We start from the raw sequence: 18,055 nt of genomic DNA on the forward strand, positions 1-18,055 counted from the left end.
GGTGGTGGCCCCGACCGGCCGAGGCGGGGTCACCGGCCGATCGGGGTGCTTCGAGACTCGCCTGTGGGGCAGGTCGGGAGCATCGGCCAACCGACTGCATCGAGTCGGTGACGTGCCGTTCAGCCGACGCTCTGGTGAGAGGTCAGCAGCGCAGTCAGCGTCTGCGTGTCGTGGGCGCCGATGACGCGCTGGCCGTTGACGAAGAAGGTCGGGGTGCCGCGGGCGCCGCTGGCTTCGGCGCTGGCGATGTCGCGTGCCACGCGCTCTTCGACGTCGGGACTGTCAAGGTCGTCGAGGAAGGCGGTGACGTCGAGGTCGAGGTCGGCGGCCAGGCTCGCCACGACCTCGAGGGTGAGGTCGTCGTGATGGGCGAAGAGCAGGTCGTGCATCGACCAGAACGCGTCCTGGCGGCTGGCGGCCTCGGCGGCGCGGGCAGCCAGTGCGGCGTGCGAGTGGATCTCCGTGAGCGGGAGGTGTCGGAACACGTAGCGCAGGTCGTCGCCGAAGCGGGTCAGCAGCTCGCGGGTGACTCCGGTGGCGCGGGCGCAGAACGGGCACTCGAAGTCGCCGTACTCCACCAGCGTCAGCGGGGCGTCGATGTTGCCTCGGATGTGGTCGACGCTGGGGTCGACCGGCTCGTCCAGGTGTCGGGGAAGATCGGCCGAGTCGATGCCGCGGCGGCGGCGGGTGGCGGCGAAGACACAGCGGCCCAAGGCCGTGGACAGCACGGCGGCGATCAGCACGCCGACGGTCGCGTCAGCCCGGGAGCCGGCGTCGTCGAACGCCAGGCCGACGATGAGCAGCGACACGGTGAACCCGATGCCGGACAGCGCCGCGCCACCGAGGATGTGGTCGACGCGCACCCCTTGGGGAAGGACACCGAGGCGGAGTCTCAGGCCTAGCGCGACCGCTCCGCCGATGCCGACGAGCTTCCCGATCACGAGCCCGGCGATCACTCCCCAGGTCAGCGGGGAGGTCAGGGCGGCGGTCAGGACGCCGTCGCGCAGGTCGACGCCCGCGTTGGCGAACGCGAAGATCGGGACGATCACGAAGCTGGTCCACGGGTGCAGCGCGGTCTGGAGCCGCTCGTTCGTGGACACGGCTCGCCGCACCCCGAGCTGAGCACGACGCCCGGCGCGTGGCAGCGGCGACTGTCGAAACGACCGGTACCGCTCCAGTGCGTCCTCGACCAGGCGCGGATCGGGTGCACGCGCGGCGATGAGGAGTCCTGCCACCATTCCGGTGAGCGACGCGTGCACGCCGCCCAGCACGGTGGCAACCCACGCCACCAGCAACAACCCGACGTAGGGTCCGGCTCGCCACGTGCCGTGGTAGGCGAGGAGGGCCATCATCGCGAGCGCGATCGCTGCCACCGACAACATGGCGGGGTCGATGTCGTGGCTGTAGACGATCGCGATGACGGCGACGGCGACCAGATCATCCACGACGGTGAGTGCGAGCAGGAACAAACGCAGCTGGGTCGCCCAGGTGGGCCCGACGATCGCAAGAGCGCCAAGCATGAACGCCGTGTCCGTGCCCACCACGACACCCCACCCGCGTGCGGCGTCTCCGCTGGGGTTGACGATCAGGTAGATCAGGACCGGGACGACCACGCCGCCGATGCCGGCGAGCAGGGGAAGCCCGGCGTGCCCGGGACGCCGCAATTCACCGACCGACGCCTCACGGCGCACCTCGAGGCCGATGCTGAAGAAGAACAGCACCATCAGGCCGTCGTTGACCCAGTGCCGCAGGTCCATGGACAGGGTCGCGTCCCCTACGGCCACGGCCAGGTCGGTGTGCCACCACTGTTCGTAGGCCGCCGACCAGCTGGAGTTCGCGATCAGCAGCGCAGCCACGGCGGAGATCAGCAGGAGCAGCGAGCTCGCCGACTCGGTGCGGACGTAGGCCCGGGCCGGCGCCGACACCTGGTTCATCATGTCCTTCGCGCGAGCACGCGACTGCCGCGTCCAGTCGCCGGGGATTCGCGCACCGGCGTCGGGGGATCCTCGCTCTGGTGGCATCTGGTGTCTCCTCACCTCCCGCGTTCGAGCTCTGAGGTCTGAGGCCTGAGGTTCGGATCCTGCGCAGGGTCCTCGTCGGCGCCGCCCCTGCGCGCCCTTCGGCGGCGCGCGCTGCTGCGCTAGGCGGGCTGGTCAGCGTGTTCGGCTGCGTGGGCGCTCTCGAGGATCACCTCAGCGGTGTGGGCGGGGTGGCTCATGCCGACGACGTGGGAGGCGCCCGAGATGACCACGGTGCTGCGTGCTTCCGCGCGGGAGGCCATGAACGCCTGCGAGCCAGCCGGGATGTTGCGGTCCTCGTCTCCGTAGATGAACCAGCTCGGGACGGTCTTCCACAGCGGAGTGTCGCCGGCCGGTTCGCCGAGCGCCGACTCGACGATGGGACGCTGGGTGACCGCCAGCTGGGAGGCCACGTCTGCGGACAGGTCGGCGCAGAACTGCTGGTGGTACTTCTCCTGCGCGATGTACAGGTCGCGGCCTCCGCCGCTCAGGTCCACCGGCTGCAGGGTTTCGGCGAGGCTCCCGCCGGGGGAGTGGTTGGTGGCCTCGGCGCACGACTCTCCCGCCTCCAACGCGTACCCGGCCACGAACACCAGGCCGAGCACGTCCCCGGCACCCGGATCGATGTTGGTGATCACCGCTCCGCCGTAGGAGTGCCCGACCAGGACCACGGGCCCGTCGACGGACCGGACGAGGTCGGACAGGGCGGCGGCGTCCGCGGCGATGCCGCGCAGCGGGTTCGCCATCGCGATGGTGGACAGCCCCTCGGCGGTCAGGAAGTCGATGACGTCGTTCCAGCTCGAGGACTCGGCGAACGCGCCGTGGACGAGGATGACGGTGGGTTTCATGGGTGGTCCTTCTCGTAGGGACTCGACGAGGGCGGTGCTGCCGGGACAGCACACGCTCGCGATGGTCAGCCCAGCCAAGGCTTTCGACGGGTGTCTCGCATCACCTGAACACAGCAGATTGACTGCATCGCACCCAGCCGCCGCGTCCGCTGCTGCTCACGCATCCCAGCGCAGCCGGCTGGTTCCTGATCGCGAGAAGTCGCGCCTTCAGGTGATGTCCCGACCTAGTCGTTGCATGAAGGGTGATGCGCCAGGTCGAGCCGAGGAGGACCAGATGACCGACACATGGCAAGGCGCGCCACCGCCCAGCGGAACCGGCTGCGTCGACTGCGACCTCAGGAACCCTCTGGGGTGGTGGCTGCACCTGCGCCGCTGCGTCACCTGCGGGCACATCGGGTGCTGCGACTCGTCCCCCAATCAGCACGCGACGGCGCACGCCGACTCCACCGGGCACCGGACGATCCAGAGTTTCGAGCCCGGCGAGGACTGGTTCTACGACTACGACACCAGCCGGGTCTTCACCGGACCGTCGCTTCCGCCGCCGCACTCCCGGCCCGTAGAGCAGCCGGTGCCCGGTCCCGCCGACCGCGTCCCTCGCGACTGGCAGGTGCACCTGAACTGACACGGCCTCTCGAGAGGACGGCGGAGGCGGTCGAATGACCGATGCAGATGACCGCGGCTGCCACCGAAACTCTGAGCGAACCCCAGACCGGGGTGGACGCCGCTCCTGCGGCTCTGAGTGTCGTGACGACAAAGGAGACGACGATGAGTGAGATCTCAGGTGAGGGTCCGGAGCTGTACCACGGGTACAGCGTCGACGATGAGGACCAGCCGCAGGCCTACGGTGACAGCCTCTCCGACGACCGCGGGTTGCGCGAACCGCTCGACGAGGGGTACTCCCCGCCAGATCGCTGGTCCAGTGGCCAAGGTTTCGGGAACACCGCGTACGAAGCCGAGCTGGGGGAGAGGCTCGCGCAACGCTTGGCCCAAGAGGAGTTCGAACCCGACCCGTACGCATGGCGCGCAGCCACTCCCGGCCTGCGAGGCATGCAGGTTGGCGGGCAGCGCGCCGGCGACCTGGCGGCGTTCAACCCAGGGCTCGGGGAAGCGATCGCCGAGCGCTCCGTGCTGCACGAGTGGGACACCGACCCGTTCGGCGCCCCCGCCGGACAGGAACCGTACTGGGGCCGGCAGGTCGGAGCGCTCCGAGCCGGACGGCTCACGTCCTACGACGAAGGCCTCAGGCCGGACGAGGACAAGGACGTCGTCGCCTTCGACATCGGCATCGACGGGGCAGGCGCGAGCGCCGAGGAAGCAGCGATGCACATCATCGACGACGACCTCGAGTGAGCGCTCTGCGCCGCCTGTGATCCCGTCGGCTGCTACTTCGCTCACCCGAGTCCGGGAGGTTCGCATGGATCCGTCGTCGCTCGCCGGACTGCACGAAGCGTCTGTTGAGCGCCAAGCGTTCGAGAAGATCGCTCCGCAGCACAACTCGTGGGACTGGTACGCCGCCTACATCCAGCTGCGGGACGCCGGACGAACCACTCAGGAGGCCACAGTCGCTGTCAAGGACAACATGGTCAACGTCAGGAAGGTCTCCATCGCCATCCGTGATGGCCCAAGCGCAGGCGCTGACGTGAATGAGCGGGTGCTGGTCCTCAACGCGGGGTCGTCGTCGCTGAAGTACCGCCTTCTGGACGGCGTCACTGGCGTCGCTGAGGCGTCCGGGTCGGTGGAGCGGATCGGCGAGACCAGCGGGAGGCTCACACACACGGTCGACGGCCAGGACCACTCCGACGAGCGTCGCGTCACGGACTTCGAGGACGCGCTGCGCTCAGCCCTCGGCGCCTTCGACCGCCGCGGCCCGCCGATCGACCGCGACACCCTGGCGGCGGTCGGTCACCGGGTCGTACACGGCGGCGACCTCTTCGCCGAACCTGTGCTGGTAGACGACCGCCTGCTCGATGCGGTCGAAGGCCTCGTCCCGCTCGCTCCGCTGCACAACCCCGCCAACCTGGAGGGGTTGCGGGTCGCGCTGCGGCTTTCCCCGAGGTGCCGCAGGTCGCGGTGTTCGACACGGCGTTCCACCAGACGATGCCCGAGCACGCCTACACCTACGCCGTGCCTGCGAGGTGGCGCGAGGAGCACCACATCCGGCGCTACGGCTTCCACGGTACGTCGTACGCCTTCGTCTCGCGACGCGCTGCGGAGCTGCTGGGCCGACCGGTCGGGGACACCAACCTCGTGGTGCTGCACCTCGGCAACGGTGCGTCGGCGGCCGCGATCCGCGGTGGGCGGTCCGTCGACACGTCGATGGGAATGACCCCGCTCGAGGGGCTGGTGATGGGCACCCGATCCGGTGACCTCGACCCGGCGATCCACGGCTACCTGCACCGCCAGCTCGGTCTGTCCCTGGACGAGATCGACCGGGCGCTCTATCGCGAATCCGGACTGCTCGGTCTCTCCGGGGTGAACGACTTCCGCGAGCTGGAGCAACGGCGCGCCGCTGGCGACCGATCCGCCGCTCTGGCGTTCGACGTCTACGCGTACCGCGTGCGCAAGTACGTCGGCGCCTACTACGCCGCGCTCGGTGAGCTGCACGCGGTTGTCCTCACCGGCGGTGTCGGACAGAACAGCGCGGAGCTGAGGGCAGCGGCGCTGGGCGGCCTAGAGCGGCTCGGGATCGTCCTCGACGCCGCCCGCAACGAGGTCCCGTCCCGGGAGGCCCGAGCGGTCTCGGCGGACGGCTCGGACGTGGCCGTCCTCGTAGTGCCGACGGACGAGGAGTGGGAAATCGCTCGCCAAGCACTCGCTGTCGTACACGGCACCGTCTGAACGGCCGCAGCGGCTGGGCACGACTCGCCGTTGGGGCTTGTCAACAGTTGGTGTCCAGAGGGTTCCGGTTCAATCCGCCTCCGAGGGTCGCAAGGTGTCGGAAACGAGGCCAACGTCTGACCAATCGACGCTTCGCGTTCCCAGAGCCCTCACTGCTCCTTCTGCGGCTCGATTGGCACCTGGTTCCCAGTAGCCGCGATCCCCAAGTACCGACTCCGTGAGCCGCAGCGAGAGGCTTTCCATCCCTGGGGCGCAGTGGGGCCGCGGACCAACGAAAGGCGGCGGCTGACGAGGGAAGACGACGATAGACGTTTCGGCAGGTCCATCTGTGGCGACTCCTGACCGAGGCTGAAACCCCCAATCAGATGGCTCAAGTCAGCTCGAACTGGCTCCTAGCAGGGTGGGCAGCCTCGTGCGCGCGCTGCGAACGTTTGCGACCGTAGGCGCCCGTCGGAGGGAGGGCTCGGATTGGGCTCGCTTTGATTCGCAATCACCCGCAACTGGACGCCGATGCCCGCGCGCGTCCAGAACGCCAACACCGCAGGTCACGGGCTCGTTCGGCCTGATGAGCGCAGGCGCCCGCAAAGGATCGCACTACGCTCAGCGTCACGTACGTCTTCCCGATGACGCAACACGTCGGATGCGCACTCCCCAGACCCTGCGGCGTGGGGTGCACTGGGTACGCACAACAACGGAAAACGACGCCTGACGCTGGAAGACGTTGAAAGACGTTTTCGCAGGTCAGACGCCGTTTCAGGCACCTAGTCGCAGGTCAGCGAGACCCCCGACTTAGATGTCGTAGTACTGCTCGAACTGGCCCGGGACGGGTTCGCTTCAGCAAGCGCGGCAGTCCGAAGTCCGCCGCCAGCATGCGGACCACCGTCCACGGGCGTGGCGCGCACCGCTCGATGCTCACGCCGCGATCGACCCGTTGGTGCACGCGGCGATCATCTCGTGAGACTCCAGACGATCGCGGCTCGCGAGGTGGCACCCGCAGACTCGGTGGTGCGCACCGTCGGCAGCATCGCTGCGGGTTCCAAGAGCAACGTCATCCCTGCCGATGTCGTGCTGCAGCTCCAGGTTTTTGCACCCACGACGACCGACCCCGATCGAGTGTCTTGGCGGCGGCTGAGCGGATCCTGCGCGCCGGTGTCAGGCGTCCGCGTTCATTCACCCGATGTGGATCGCGATGACCGCGCCGGTCAGGTCTGGCGAGCCGACGGCTCGGGCCTTCTCGGGCGGGCTTCCGCCAGACTCTTCATCGAACGCCCCGCTCGTCTTCAGTCCGGTGTCCACCGGTTGGCCCCGCTGTCAGCCGGTCGTCCGATCACGGGGGAGTAGCGGTAGCCCAGGTCGTCGTGCGGTTGATAGCGGAGCGAGTGGCCGGCGAGGACGTCGCGACTGGCGAATCGGGCCAACGCGATCAGGCCGGCGAAGATAATGAACGTTTCGGGTATGCGGGCTGGAACTGACCGCGCGGAGTGATGCCATCTACGAAGCCGCGCACCAAAGCTGTTCGCTGCCTCGATTGTTCAGACGGAGTGGGCGAGTGCGCTCACCTCGGGGACGCCAGAAGTTGGTGGTGCCGCTGGGTCATCCGCCCGTCGTGAGTATGAGCGTCGTAAGGCCAAGGATGTCGCTTCGTGGCAGACATGGCACGTTGATCGGCCGGGAAGTGGGCGCGCAAGGCTACTGACCGAGGCCGGGGAGTCCGGCCAGTCAGCGTCGCGGAGTGCCGCGCCGCGGCGGCCGGGGGCGGTTGACGTCCTGCCGGTCGCGCGCTGCTCCCTGCGACGTGGTCGGCTCCGCGGTGCCCTCGCCGGTGTCGATCGGAATCTCCAGACGGGAGACGATCCGGTAACGCAGGTCGCGTGCGGGGCTGTCGCCCAGGGGCTTCTCGGCGACGATCGCGCGGGTCGCGGCGCCGACGTCGTGACCGTGCTCGTGGGCCTGCTGCAGCATCGCTGCGGTGGCCGGCCAGTCGCCCTGCTCGAGCAGGCGCGGGTCGAGCTCGCGGGCCAGCGGCTCCCACCGCTCGGCGGGCGTCTTGTCGGCCGCGGCCGCTAGTCGGGCTCGGACCTCGCTGCTCTTGTGCAGCTCGGCCAGGGCCGCCTTCCGCGGGTCGGCGTCCCACGTCTTGACCGCGTCGCGCAGGTCCCGGCCGGCCTGCAGCTGGGAGAGTTGCAGCCGTGCCCGCACCTGGTTGACGCCCGGCTCCCAGGCCCGGCTGGGACGGGCCGAGATGACGCGCATGGCGGCCGCCCGTGCCTGCTCGGCGCCGAGGTTGTCGAGCCGCTCGGTGAGGAGCTGGTCGCCCAGGGACCGGAAGGCGGGCTGGCCGCTGGCCACTGCGGCGGTGAGCGCGGCCGGGCTGAGCTGAGCGAGCAGGTCGGCGGGGTCGAGTCCGGCGGGGAACCGGGCGTAGCCGGGGTCCAGGCCGTGCGGGGTGAGCATCCAGAAGTCGCGCTCGGCCGCGACTTGCCCCGCCAGGTCGGCGTCGGTGGCCACGATCGGGTCGCGGCCGACGGCAGCCAGTTGCGTGGCCTGCTCATCGGTCAGGGACGTGCCGAGCGGGGCCACGCCCAGGTAGAGGCCGGCGCTGGCAATCGTGACGGCGACCGCGTCCATCGGGCCCTCGACGATCACCGGGACGGCGCCCTCGGCGAGCAGTTCGTCGACGACGCCGAACAGCTGCGCGCCCTTGTGGAACAGCGGGGTGTCGGCGGTGTTGAGGTACTTCGGTCCGGCCTTGTCGTCGTCGGTGAGGTCGGGGCGGCGGCCGACGAAGCCGAGCACCTCGCCCTGGTGGATCACCGGGAACATCACGCGGTCGCGGAACCGGTCGATGAGGCGGCCGGTGCTTGCCTCCACAGCGACTCCGGTGGCGAGCATCTCGGGGTCGCTGATGCCGCGGCCGCGGAGGTGGTCGACCAGGTTGGTCCAGCCTGCCGGAGCCTGACCGGGGCGGAACCGCTCGTCGCCGGCGAGGTCGACGCCGAACCGGCCGGTGAGGTAGTCGCGGCCCCACGAGTCGGTGAACCGGGACTCGAAGAAGGTCTGCGTGAGCTCGTTGATTTCGACCATGCGCTCACGCGTGACGGGGGAGGAGTGCCACTCGTCGGCGCGCTGGTACATGAGCCGGATGTTGGCGTCGGTGGGCTCCAGCCGGGTGCCGCCGAGGTCGCGGATGTAGGCGGAAAGCGTGAGGTCGCTCTCGATGTACTGGTCCTCGTTGACGTCGACCAGGTCCTCCTCGAGCGCGTCGACCTGGTGCTCGTCGACCATGTCGACGGGGGGCTCGAGGTCCGTGCCGGGGTCCTCAACAAGCGGCCACGGGATGTCGTGGGACTGATCGACGAACATCGCCTGATCGGGCTCGATGCCCTCCCACAGGTCCGCGGGCGGCTCCTCGAAGTGGTACTCGTGCGCGTGCTCGTCGGGGGCGGTCTCCAGCGCGATCGAGGTCCGCCAGACCAGTGCCTGGCACTCGTCGACGCCCTCCCAGCCGTCGCTCGGAAGCGCCCGTCCGGCGCCCAGCAGGGCCTCGACCTGCCATCCACGCTGTAGGCCGTGGTCGACGTTGGAGACCAGCGCCGGCCACCAGGTGCTGGCCTGGATGCTCGCGGCCCGCTCGGGACCGAACAGGTCCGCGAGCCGCGGCGCCCAGTCGGTGGTGACGCTCTCGCCGTGGGAGCCGTCGCCGATCTGGGCGGCGACCGCGGGTGTGAGGTGGCGGGCCATGCGCCACCAGAGCGCGGCCGTGGCGTGCTCGTCGGGCAGCGGGCCGGCCGGGTGATCGGGTGCGGCGGCGGTGCGCAGCAGCTCGTGGGCCGTGACGCCGGCACGCGACATCGCGGCCAGCCGCTCGGCCAGGAGCGGGGTGAACTCGTCGTCGCGGACCTGCGCGGCGAGCGAGTAGAGCAGCTGACGCCATTCCTTGAGTGCCGGGGTGTGGTCTCCGGTGACGGCCCGGTTGAGGCGCCGCTGCCACGTCGCCGACGCCTTCTGCAGCTGCGGTGCGCCGGTCGGTCGCCGGTCGTCGACGGGAACCTGCATGGCTGCGCGCCAGACCTCGACGTCGGCCACCGTGGCGGCCTCGGGGCGGATGCCGTTCTGTGCCCACACCGGCAGCGCGGCCTGTTCTACGGCGCGGGTGTGGACCTGCTCGGCGAGCTGCTCGACCAGGTGCGCCCGCTTGGAGAGGTAGGCGCGCCAGTGCGGGTCCTCGGCCAGACGTGCCGGAATCCCGGGCATCCACGGGAGCGGGCCGGCGCCCGCGTTGCGCTGCCCGGAGGCGTCGAGGCGCCAGTCGAGGACCGCGGCCCGGTCGCGTGCGCTCTCCAGCTCGCGGTCACCGGCGGCGGCCCGGAGCGCTTCGACGGGGTTCTCGCCGGCCGCGCCGAGCAGCAGCAGGTGGGCGCGCAGGGTGGGCCAGGCGGCCTCATCGGACAGCCCGGGAGCCAGTGTCTCGACGGCGGTGTCCAGCGCGTCGACCATGTTGACCGTGGTGCCGTCGACGCCGGTCGTGGTTTCGTGGCGCAGCAGGTCCTCGGCTGCGACGTAGAGGCTGTCGAGGTAGCGCTGGGAGGCCTCGCCGAGCCGGGTAGCCGGGTCGGCCTGCTCGCGGATCAGGCTGGTCGCGGACCGCTGCGCGTCGTCGCGGGCCAGCACCTGTTCGAGGATGTCGGTGGGGGTGAGCGGCCGGACCAGGGTCGGGTGGATTACCGAGTGCGGGTCGCCGTCGCCGACGACCTCGAGGTAGACGTGGTTGGCGTGCGCGCCGCGGGTCATCATCGCGTAGAGCTGCTGGCGCGACTCGGTGCCGGTGGCCAGGCCGTGCATCGTGTCGGCGGTGACGCCCTGGGCGGTGTGCACGGTGCACGCGTAGCCGAGCTCGGTGGCCTTGGCGACATAGTCGCTCGGCAGTCGCACGGTGCGGCCGTGCTGGGTGTGCTGGACGGTCAGGTCGCCGCCGTCGTGGATCTCCAGGACGGTCCAGCGGTCGCCGTTCTTCACCCAGTCGGTGGCCGAGGTACGCAGCCGGCGGTCGTTCTCGCGGGTGATGATCAGCTCGCCGATCGACGCCTCGTTGCCGTCGGCGAGCCGCCGCACCGGGCCACTGCTGGCGACGTCGGCCGGGTCGATCCCGTCCAGACGGTGAGCGCGGGCCTGCTGGTTCAGCTCGCTGACCAGGTCGCGGGTCGGGGCGAGCATGATCGAGTCCAGGCCGGCGGCGCGGTCGGCCTGCCAGGCGGCGAAGACCTCCTCGGTCATGGTCGCCAGGTCGCCGACGTGGACCCGGTCGCGGTCGAGGTAGAAGCCGAGCGCCTCGCTCTTGCCCTCGCGCAGGGCCAGCGATGCTGCGCCCTCGGCGGGATCCTTGAACCGGACGAGCTCGGTCAGCTGGAGCGCGCCGTGGGTGGCTCGGATGTCGCGCAGCACGCCGCCGGCGCCGATCGCGGAGAGCTGCTGGTCGTCACCGATCAGGCGGGCGCTGCCGCCGCGCTCGAGGATGTAGGAGACCGCGGCGTCCAGGGAGAGGGTGTCGGCCATGCCCGCCTCGTCGATCACGACGAGCGTTGAGGAGTCGATGCCGGCAACCCAGTCCGGCATCGCGGTACCGGTCTGCCGGGCCTGATCGAGGGAGTGCGTGAGCTTGGCCAGGGTGTCGGTCTGGGTGTCGATCTGGGAGCCCATTGATGTGCGGAGGGCGTCCGCGGCCGCCGCCGAGGGAGCGAGGCCGATGATGGTGCCGCCGCCGTCACTCCACGCGCTGGCCAGGGCTCGCATCGCGGTGGTCTTGCCCGATCCGGCGGGGGCGATCGCCAGCTGGAGTCGGGCGCCGGAGGTGGCCATCTCCCGCACGAGCGTGGCCTGTCCGGCGTTGAGGGTGATGCCGTTGGCGGTCGACTCAAGGAGCGCCAGGTCGACCGAGGACGCCTCGACGGCGTACCCGTCATGGCGGCCGGCGGCCTCGACCAGGCGCTGTTCGGCGGCTAGGACCTTGCTCGAGGTGTACAGGTCGGCCCCGGCCTGGGTGTAGACCGAGGACCCGTCTGCGCGGCGCAGCTGGACCGGCTCGCTGATGGTGTCCCAGGGGCGGGCCATGTTCACCGAGTGGCCGTCGAGGACCTCGCTGACCAGCAGGTCGACCACCTGGGAGACCTGGTTGGTGGGCATGTTGGCGGCCCGGACCTGCCGCTGGGCCTCGGCGTAGACGTGCCAGTACTGCCACGTGCTCCGGCTGCCTTCCATCGTGGCCACGATGCGGTCGGTGGTCTTGGCGAACCAGGCCGAGTCGGCCAGGGAGCGGGCCGCCCCCTTCGGGTTGAGGGCGCCGTGCACCATCTGCTTGACCCGCTGCGGGGTGCCGAGCACCTCGACGGCCTCGCGGTTCCAGGCCTCGCGCTGCTCGGCCAGCGAGCGGGGCTTGTGCTTGGCTTCGCGGGTCTCTAGCGTCGCCTGCTGGGACAGCTGGATGGTCTCCACCGGGGTCGGGGGCCGCCCGTGGGTGGCCTGGAACGCCGCGGCGAGGACCTTGCGGCGGTCCTCGACGTTGATCCGGCGCTTGGAGAACCGGCGGTTCAGCTCGGGGTCGACGCCGACGATCTCGCGCACCGGCCGCTTGCGGGCGTCCTCGTTCGAGCGCTCCTCGAACCGGACGCCGAGGGCGTCGATCAGGTGCCGCTCGAGCGCGGTGTTGTAGGTCTCCGAGGCCGAGACGACCGCCTTGTGCAGCGGCCGGCCGTCGATGGCCAGCCACTTGCCGTCGAGGGTCTGGACCTTGTTGGCGACGGCGACGTGCGTATGCAAGTCGGGGTCTCCGGCGCGGGAGTCGCGGTGGGTGAACGCCGTGGCGACCAGGCCGCGGACGTCGACCTGGCGGACGCCGTTGGTGCCCCGGCGGGTGAACAGTGCCTTGGACTCGATGAAGTCCAGCGCGTCCTTGACCGCCGCATGGTGGGCCCGCTCGATCGCCGCGGCGGTCTTCGGGTCGGAGATCGCCCACAGCACCGAGACGCTCTTGACCGGGGAGAAGGTCAGGTCGTAGCCGGCGACGGCGTTGGTCTTGGGGCGGGAGTGCTTGGCGATCGTCGCGGCGAGCTCGCGGGCGTCGGCGGGCTCGCGGCCGTGCTCGGCGCGGAAGAACTCACGGCCCACCCCGGTGCGGATTCTGGCGCGCTCTGCGGCGGGGACGGGGTAGTCGCCGGGGTGACCAGCGGCCTCATTCCATTCACTGAATCGCTTGGCGACCTCGATCCGGAACGGGCTGATGTCGTTGTCGTAGACCTTGTACGGGGTGCCGAGCCGGACCGCGGTCTTGTAGTCCGCTTCGGTGGGCCGCTCGGCCTTGTCGCGGCCGATCCGCAGGTCCAGCTCCTTGGTCCGCTGGGTGGCTAGCGGGTGGTGCCCGGAGCCGAACAGGCTCTGCATGTGGTCGGCGGTGACGATGTCGTCGGCAGCGAGTCCCTCGATGCCCTCCATGCCCGAGCCGACCCACACGCCGGGGGTCTCGCCCTTCTCAGTGTAGTAGCTCGCCAGCCCGGTGTGGCCCTTGTCGGTGGCGTCCATCGCTGCGACCTGGCGGGTCAGGTAGTCGTACCCGGACCCCGCCGTCAGCTTGTGGAGGCTCATCGTCACGGTCACCTACGTGCGCACGCGCGCGGCAGGCGATCACTTTCGGGCGGATTTCTGTTCTGTTCTTTCTATTCGGCGAACCGAGAATGCAAGAGGTGTGTGGCACTTCGTCGGTCGCGGGAATCTGGGGGGACGCTGAGGGGCGGGGGTGACCGCCGGGGCGTCGGGCTTAGATCGGGCGGCTGGACGCGCTGCGCTGGATCAGCTGGGAGCGGGTTTGAAGGTTTCTGCGGTTCGGTGATCGCTCGGGGTCGGGGCAATGTCGTAGGTGACTGTCAGAGTCCGTCGAACACGAGTGAGGACCGGATGAGTCAGCAGACGATCAAGCAGCAGGCGAGGCGTGCAGCGCGGGAGATGGCCGAGAGGCGGCGGCGCGAGCGCGAGGAGCGGGAGCGTCGGGTCATCGGCCTGGCCGAGCGGGTCATGGTCGCGATCGGTGAGCGCGATGCGGCGGTGGCCGAGACCGAGAAGCGAGCCGGTGAGGCGCTGCGGGAGTTGACCGAGCGTGAGGGCCTGTCCCTGGGCGAGGCCGTCGAGTGGTGCGGCGAGACGATCACCGTGCGTGAGGCGACGCGGCTGCGGCGGCTGGCCAGTGAGCCACAGGGCGACGACGGCCTCTAGTAGGGCGGCGAGCGTGACGGCGCGAAGGCGGGCGACGCTGCGGCGGTCGCGCGTGCTGGGCGTGGAGGAGCGGGTGCCGGTGCGTCGGCTGGATGACGCCTGGCGGACGAGAACAGGGGGTGATCAGGTGACGAGCCAGACCACGATCCCGGTCGGGATCTACTGGAAACCCGGCGTGTGGGACCTCGCACGATCGGCCTACATCGCAGACCTGGACACCGACGCCGACTCACCCGGCTCGTTCGTCGGCTGGCTCGCCCAGGCGCTCGAGCTCCACGCCCGGCGCTCACCGCAACGGCGGTCCGAACTCGCGGCCGCGGGTGAGAAGCATCCCGCCCTGGTCAGCGTGACCCGCAAGAGTTTCAACAAGAAGCACGACCTGCCCGCGTCGACCATTGAGGCGGTCGAAGACGCGCTCGTGGCCGACCGTCAGGAGCTCGGCCGGATGCTCGCCCGCTCGGCGTTCGCCCAGGAGGCAGTGATCGCCGCGGCCGAGGAGGCCCGCTGGCGGCTGGGTCGCGATCTGCCGCCGCCCCCGCAGAAGCTCAGTAACCGACCGCCGCGGCGTCGGCGTGCCCGGTAGCCGGCGAGGACGACGCCGGCAGTTGTGTCGGCACCTCGTCCGAGCGTGCTTACCAGCGCCCCGATCCGGTAACGCGAGAGCCGGCCGTGGCGCGTCTGCGTGCCTGGGTGATCTCCCGCCCCGCCAGCCGAGCTCGAGCGGTGCAAACGACTTCGGCCGATGTGATCGCTGTCGGGCCTGGATGACACCTAGGTGACTGCGGGATCGATCAACGTCTCGCAGTCACCTAGGAGGAAGCCATGTCCACCACCGTCACCTTCGCCGGCAACCTGGCCGAGGCACCGGAGCTGCACCACACCCGGGAGAACAAGCCGGTCGTCACCTGCCGCATCCTGGTCAACCGCCGGATCCAGAACGACCAGGGGGAGTGGGGCAGCGACGAGCCCACCGCCCACAACGTCAAGATCTTCGGCTCGGCCGCTACCCACGTACACGACAGCTGCGGATCCGGTGACCCGCTCTTCGTCCACGGCCTCGAGCGCACCGAGAGCTGGCCGGACAAGGAGACCGGCGAGAAGCGCACCAAGGACGTCGTGGTCGTCGACAACCGCTTCGGCGAGGTCGACCTCTCGCTCGGGTACGTGTCCGCGCGCATCGACCGCGCCCCGCACGCGGCCCCGGCCGGCTGAGGAGGTTCGCTCCGATGAATCTCGTCGTTCAATCCCCGGACGAGCTGCTCGCCGCGGTGCCACACGTCCTCGGCTTCAAGCCCGAGGAGTCGATCGTCCTGGCGCCCTTCCGACCCGGGCTGCCGGTCACTCGCGTCGACCTGCCCCGGACCGCAGCCGATCGCGAGGAGGTTTGGGACGCACTCAGCGGCCCGTACGGCCGCCACGCCTGGCCCGGTGCCCGGCTGGCCATCGTCTGCATCACCGAGGACCGCCGTAGCGCCGAGTTGGCCAGTCAGCACCTATCGAACCGGCTCCAGGACGTCGGCATCACCACCCACATCAGGCTGTGGTCCGACGGCGAGCGCTGGCGTGAGTTCAACACCGGCCAGACCGGGCTGCAGACCCCGTCGACCGCTGAGCGGATCGCGGCTGCGACCGTGCTCACCGGCGCCGCCCAGCCTGCCGCCAACCGCGAGTCCCTGGCCGCCTCGATGGTCGGCGACCGCGAGCCCATCGACCAGTTGCTCCCCGCGGCTCGGGCTGCGGCCGCGGCCAGCACGCCCGCTGCGGAGAGAGCGTGGGGGCTGGACCGGCTCGAGCAGTTCCACGCCAACGGCCACCGACTCTCCGACGTCGACGGTGCGCGGATGCTTGTGGCCTTGGAGACGATCAACACCCGGGACGCGCTCTGGGATGACATGAGTCGGGAGAACTCCACCTCCCACATGGCCATCTGGACCGACCTCACCCGCCGCGGTCCGGACGAGGTCCGCGCGGCGCCGGCCTCCATGCTCGGCTTCGCCAGCTGGCTGCACGGCGACGGCGCCAGAGCCTGGTGCGCGCTCGACCAAGTGCCCGTCGACCAGCCCTACTCCATGGCCGCCATCGTCGCCTCGGCCTTGCAGAACGGCCTGCACCCCAGGGAGTGGGAGCGCCAGCAGGCGCAGATGCGCGAGGTCGCAAGTGAGCTTGACGAGTCGTTCGTGCCGAAGCCGCCTGGCCACCACACGCAGCGGGACGTCGCGCGGACCCAGCCCACCACCGACCGGCCGGCTCCCGGCCGCTGAGGAGGACACCCGGATGGACGAGCAGGACAACACCGCAACGCGGCAGAGTGCGAAGGAACGACAGCTGCGCCGCCTGGTCGTGCCGGCACCCGCCGCGTACGACCCCAGTAGGCGCATCGACGTCGTCCACAACCCCGACCTCGCCCTTCTGTGGGGTACGAATGAGTAGCGCGCGCGACTTCGAGGACGCTGATGGAGAGCTCGGCCGATGGATCGACGCTCGGACCATCGAGCTGCTTGAGGATCTGGAAAAGCACCTGGGGACGTCGCTTTGACGAGGCACGAGTCCGCGAACTGGTGACGGCATACCTCGGGCAGCGGGGGACGACCGAGGCTCTGTCGGAGGAGGATCGATTCTCGCTTCTCAACGGCGCAGCTATCGCACTCCTCGGCGAGGAGCGTTGATCGTCGAATCGGGCAAGTTCAGCGACTTCCTCACGGCTGATGAACTCAGCCAAACGCGCCACACCCGCTGAGGTGAACTCTGCCGAACCACGTACAACCACCGTCCGCTGGTGTCAGGGTGCTGTTGACAACAGTCCGCAGGACCGACCAGCAGTGGGGGAAACGTGCACAACAGACTTATCCGAGCACTCGCGCTCATCATTATCGCTCTGGGCTTGACCAGCTTCGCGCAGTCACCGGCCACGGCCGTCGTTGACCGCGACTGCGGGGACTTCCCGAGCCAAGCGGCTGCCCAGAACTTCTTCCTCGCCAACGGCGGCCCCCAGAGTGACCCGCACGGGCTTGATAGTGAAGGCGACGGAATCGCCTGCGAGTCCAACCCGTGCCCGTGCATCGGTCGCGGCACCAACACCCAGAACCCGGTGACCACCCCGCCTCCGCCGAAGGTCTACCGCGAGACCGGCAACGTGACGCAGATTGTCGACGGCGACACCCTGAAGGTCCGTCTCCGCACCGGCGGCGTCGTGTCCGTACGCATGCTCGGCATCAACACCCCTGAGCGCGGCCGTTGTGGCTCGGACGAGGCCACTGACAACCTCGGCAAGCTCGCCCCTGTCCGGTCGACCGTGCACCTCGTGTCCGACCCCAGCCAAGCCGCCAAGGACCGGTACGGCCGACTCCTGCGCTACGTGAAGCGCCAAGGTGGCTACAACGATCTGTCTTACCGGCAGGCGTGGAACGGGTACACCAAGCGTTACGTCTTCGGCGGCAAGCCGGTCAACCGGGACCGCGACTACGTGCGTGCGATCGCCAGCGCGCGCAGCAACGTCCGCGGCCTGTGGGCAAGCTGCTGGTAGTCCTCAACGTCCACAAGCAGGCCCCGACTCGGCACGAACGAGTCGGGGCCTGCTGCGTCAATGGGGCACCGTGACCGGCAGGCGATGAAAGACTCGCCGACGTCACTCGTGTTGAACGTTGGGAGAAGCACTCCGAGATCCCGCTCGTCCTGCTCGCCTCCGCGTTCGTCGTGGCCTACGCCTGGCCGGTCGTCGATCCCACCCTCGAATCAGACCTGCGGGACACCCTGACCCTCCTGTCCTGGACGGTATGGGCCGCGTTCGCGGTCGATCTTGCGGTGAGACCTGTCCTCGCTGATGACAGGCGTCGCTACGCCCTGCGTCACTGGTACGACGTCGCTCTGGTGGTCCTCCCGGTGCTGCGGGCGCTAGGGCTGCTCCGCCAGGTGTCGCCCGATCACGAGCAGGCGCACGATGGACGCGAGAGCCAGCCGCGGCCGGAGTACAACGACGACGAGAACTGGCGCCTGCTAGCAGGAAGTGCTCGAGGAGCGCGACCGCGAATGGTGGCGGAGGCCAAACCGGACGACGAGGAGTGATTCCCCAGGGGCCAAGCGGCATGAGCTCGT

Annotated in this window: 12 protein-coding genes and 1 pseudogene; 10 read left to right on the plus strand and 3 right to left on the minus strand. The window is 69.9% G+C overall.

Features of this window, described 5'->3' with window-relative positions; translation table 11 throughout:
* Nucleotides 1-119: 119 nt before the first annotated feature.
* Nucleotides 120-2,021 (minus strand): Na+/H+ antiporter NhaA, encoded by a 1,902-nt coding sequence (nhaA, locus tag J3P44_RS19000; protein WP_255892035.1) that lies wholly within the window; start codon nt 2,019-2,021, stop codon nt 120-122.
* 119 nt (nt 2,022-2,140) lie between these two features.
* Entirely contained in the window at nt 2,141-2,866 is a 726-nt protein-coding gene (locus J3P44_RS19005) for an alpha/beta fold hydrolase (protein WP_255892036.1), read from the minus strand.
* Nucleotides 2,867-3,140: 274 nt separating this feature from the next.
* Between J3P44_RS19005 and J3P44_RS19010 the strand changes: the two genes are divergently transcribed.
* From J3P44_RS19010 to J3P44_RS19020, 3 genes and pseudogenes are all read left to right on the plus strand, one after another.
* The gene (locus tag J3P44_RS19010; RefSeq protein WP_255892037.1) at nt 3,141-3,488 is read left to right on the plus strand and encodes a UBP-type zinc finger domain-containing protein; all 348 of its coding nucleotides are present in this window, start codon (nt 3,141-3,143) and stop codon (nt 3,486-3,488) included.
* A gap of 143 nt (nt 3,489-3,631) precedes the next feature.
* Nucleotides 3,632-4,216 carry a DUF5709 domain-containing protein gene (locus J3P44_RS19015; RefSeq protein ID WP_255892038.1) on the plus strand — a complete coding sequence of 195 codons (585 nt, stop codon included), beginning with the start codon at nt 3,632-3,634 and terminating at the stop codon, nt 4,214-4,216.
* A gap of 229 nt (nt 4,217-4,445) precedes the next feature.
* Nucleotides 4,446-5,704: pseudogene (locus J3P44_RS19020) on the plus strand (acetate/propionate family kinase).
* 1,719 nt (nt 5,705-7,423) lie between these two features.
* Here J3P44_RS19020 and mobF read toward each other — a convergent pair.
* Nucleotides 7,424-13,339, minus strand: coding sequence for a MobF family relaxase (gene mobF / locus J3P44_RS19025; RefSeq protein ID WP_255892039.1), 5,916 nt, complete (start codon nt 13,337-13,339; stop codon nt 7,424-7,426).
* Between the two features lie 309 nt (nt 13,340-13,648).
* On the opposite strand from mobF, the gene J3P44_RS19030 reads away from it, so the two are divergent.
* From J3P44_RS19030 to J3P44_RS19060, 7 genes are all read left to right on the plus strand, one after another.
* Nucleotides 13,649-13,963 carry a hypothetical protein gene (locus tag J3P44_RS19030; RefSeq protein ID WP_255892040.1) on the plus strand — a complete coding sequence of 105 codons (315 nt, stop codon included), beginning with the start codon at nt 13,649-13,651 and terminating at the stop codon, nt 13,961-13,963.
* Nucleotides 13,964-14,090: 127 nt separating this feature from the next.
* Nucleotides 14,091-14,546: a hypothetical protein gene (locus J3P44_RS19035; RefSeq protein WP_255892041.1), complete on the plus strand. Its 456-nt coding sequence runs from the start codon at nt 14,091-14,093 to the stop codon at nt 14,544-14,546.
* 239 nt (nt 14,547-14,785) lie between these two features.
* A complete protein-coding gene (locus tag J3P44_RS19040) occupies nt 14,786-15,175 on the plus strand; it encodes a single-stranded DNA-binding protein (protein ID WP_255892042.1) in 390 nt (129 codons plus the stop codon).
* A 14-nt stretch (nt 15,176-15,189) separates the two neighbouring features.
* Complete coding sequence (locus J3P44_RS19045; RefSeq protein WP_255892043.1) at nt 15,190-16,224, plus strand: DUF4192 domain-containing protein; 1,035 nt, start codon at nt 15,190-15,192, stop codon at nt 16,222-16,224.
* A 13-nt stretch (nt 16,225-16,237) separates the two neighbouring features.
* The gene (locus tag J3P44_RS19050) at nt 16,238-16,393 is read left to right on the plus strand and encodes a hypothetical protein (RefSeq protein ID WP_255892044.1); all 156 of its coding nucleotides are present in this window, start codon (nt 16,238-16,240) and stop codon (nt 16,391-16,393) included.
* 451 nt (nt 16,394-16,844) lie between these two features.
* On the plus strand, nt 16,845-17,486 hold the full coding sequence (locus tag J3P44_RS19055; protein WP_255892045.1) for a thermonuclease family protein: 642 nt from the start codon (nt 16,845-16,847) through the stop codon (nt 17,484-17,486).
* A gap of 278 nt (nt 17,487-17,764) precedes the next feature.
* Entirely contained in the window at nt 17,765-18,025 is a 261-nt protein-coding gene (locus tag J3P44_RS19060) for a hypothetical protein (RefSeq protein WP_255892046.1), read from the plus strand.
* Nucleotides 18,026-18,055 lie beyond the last annotated feature (30 nt).

It is taken from the genome of Nocardioides astragali, assembly GCF_024436375.1.
Classification (GTDB): domain Bacteria; phylum Actinomycetota; class Actinomycetes; order Propionibacteriales; family Nocardioidaceae; genus Nocardioides; species Nocardioides astragali.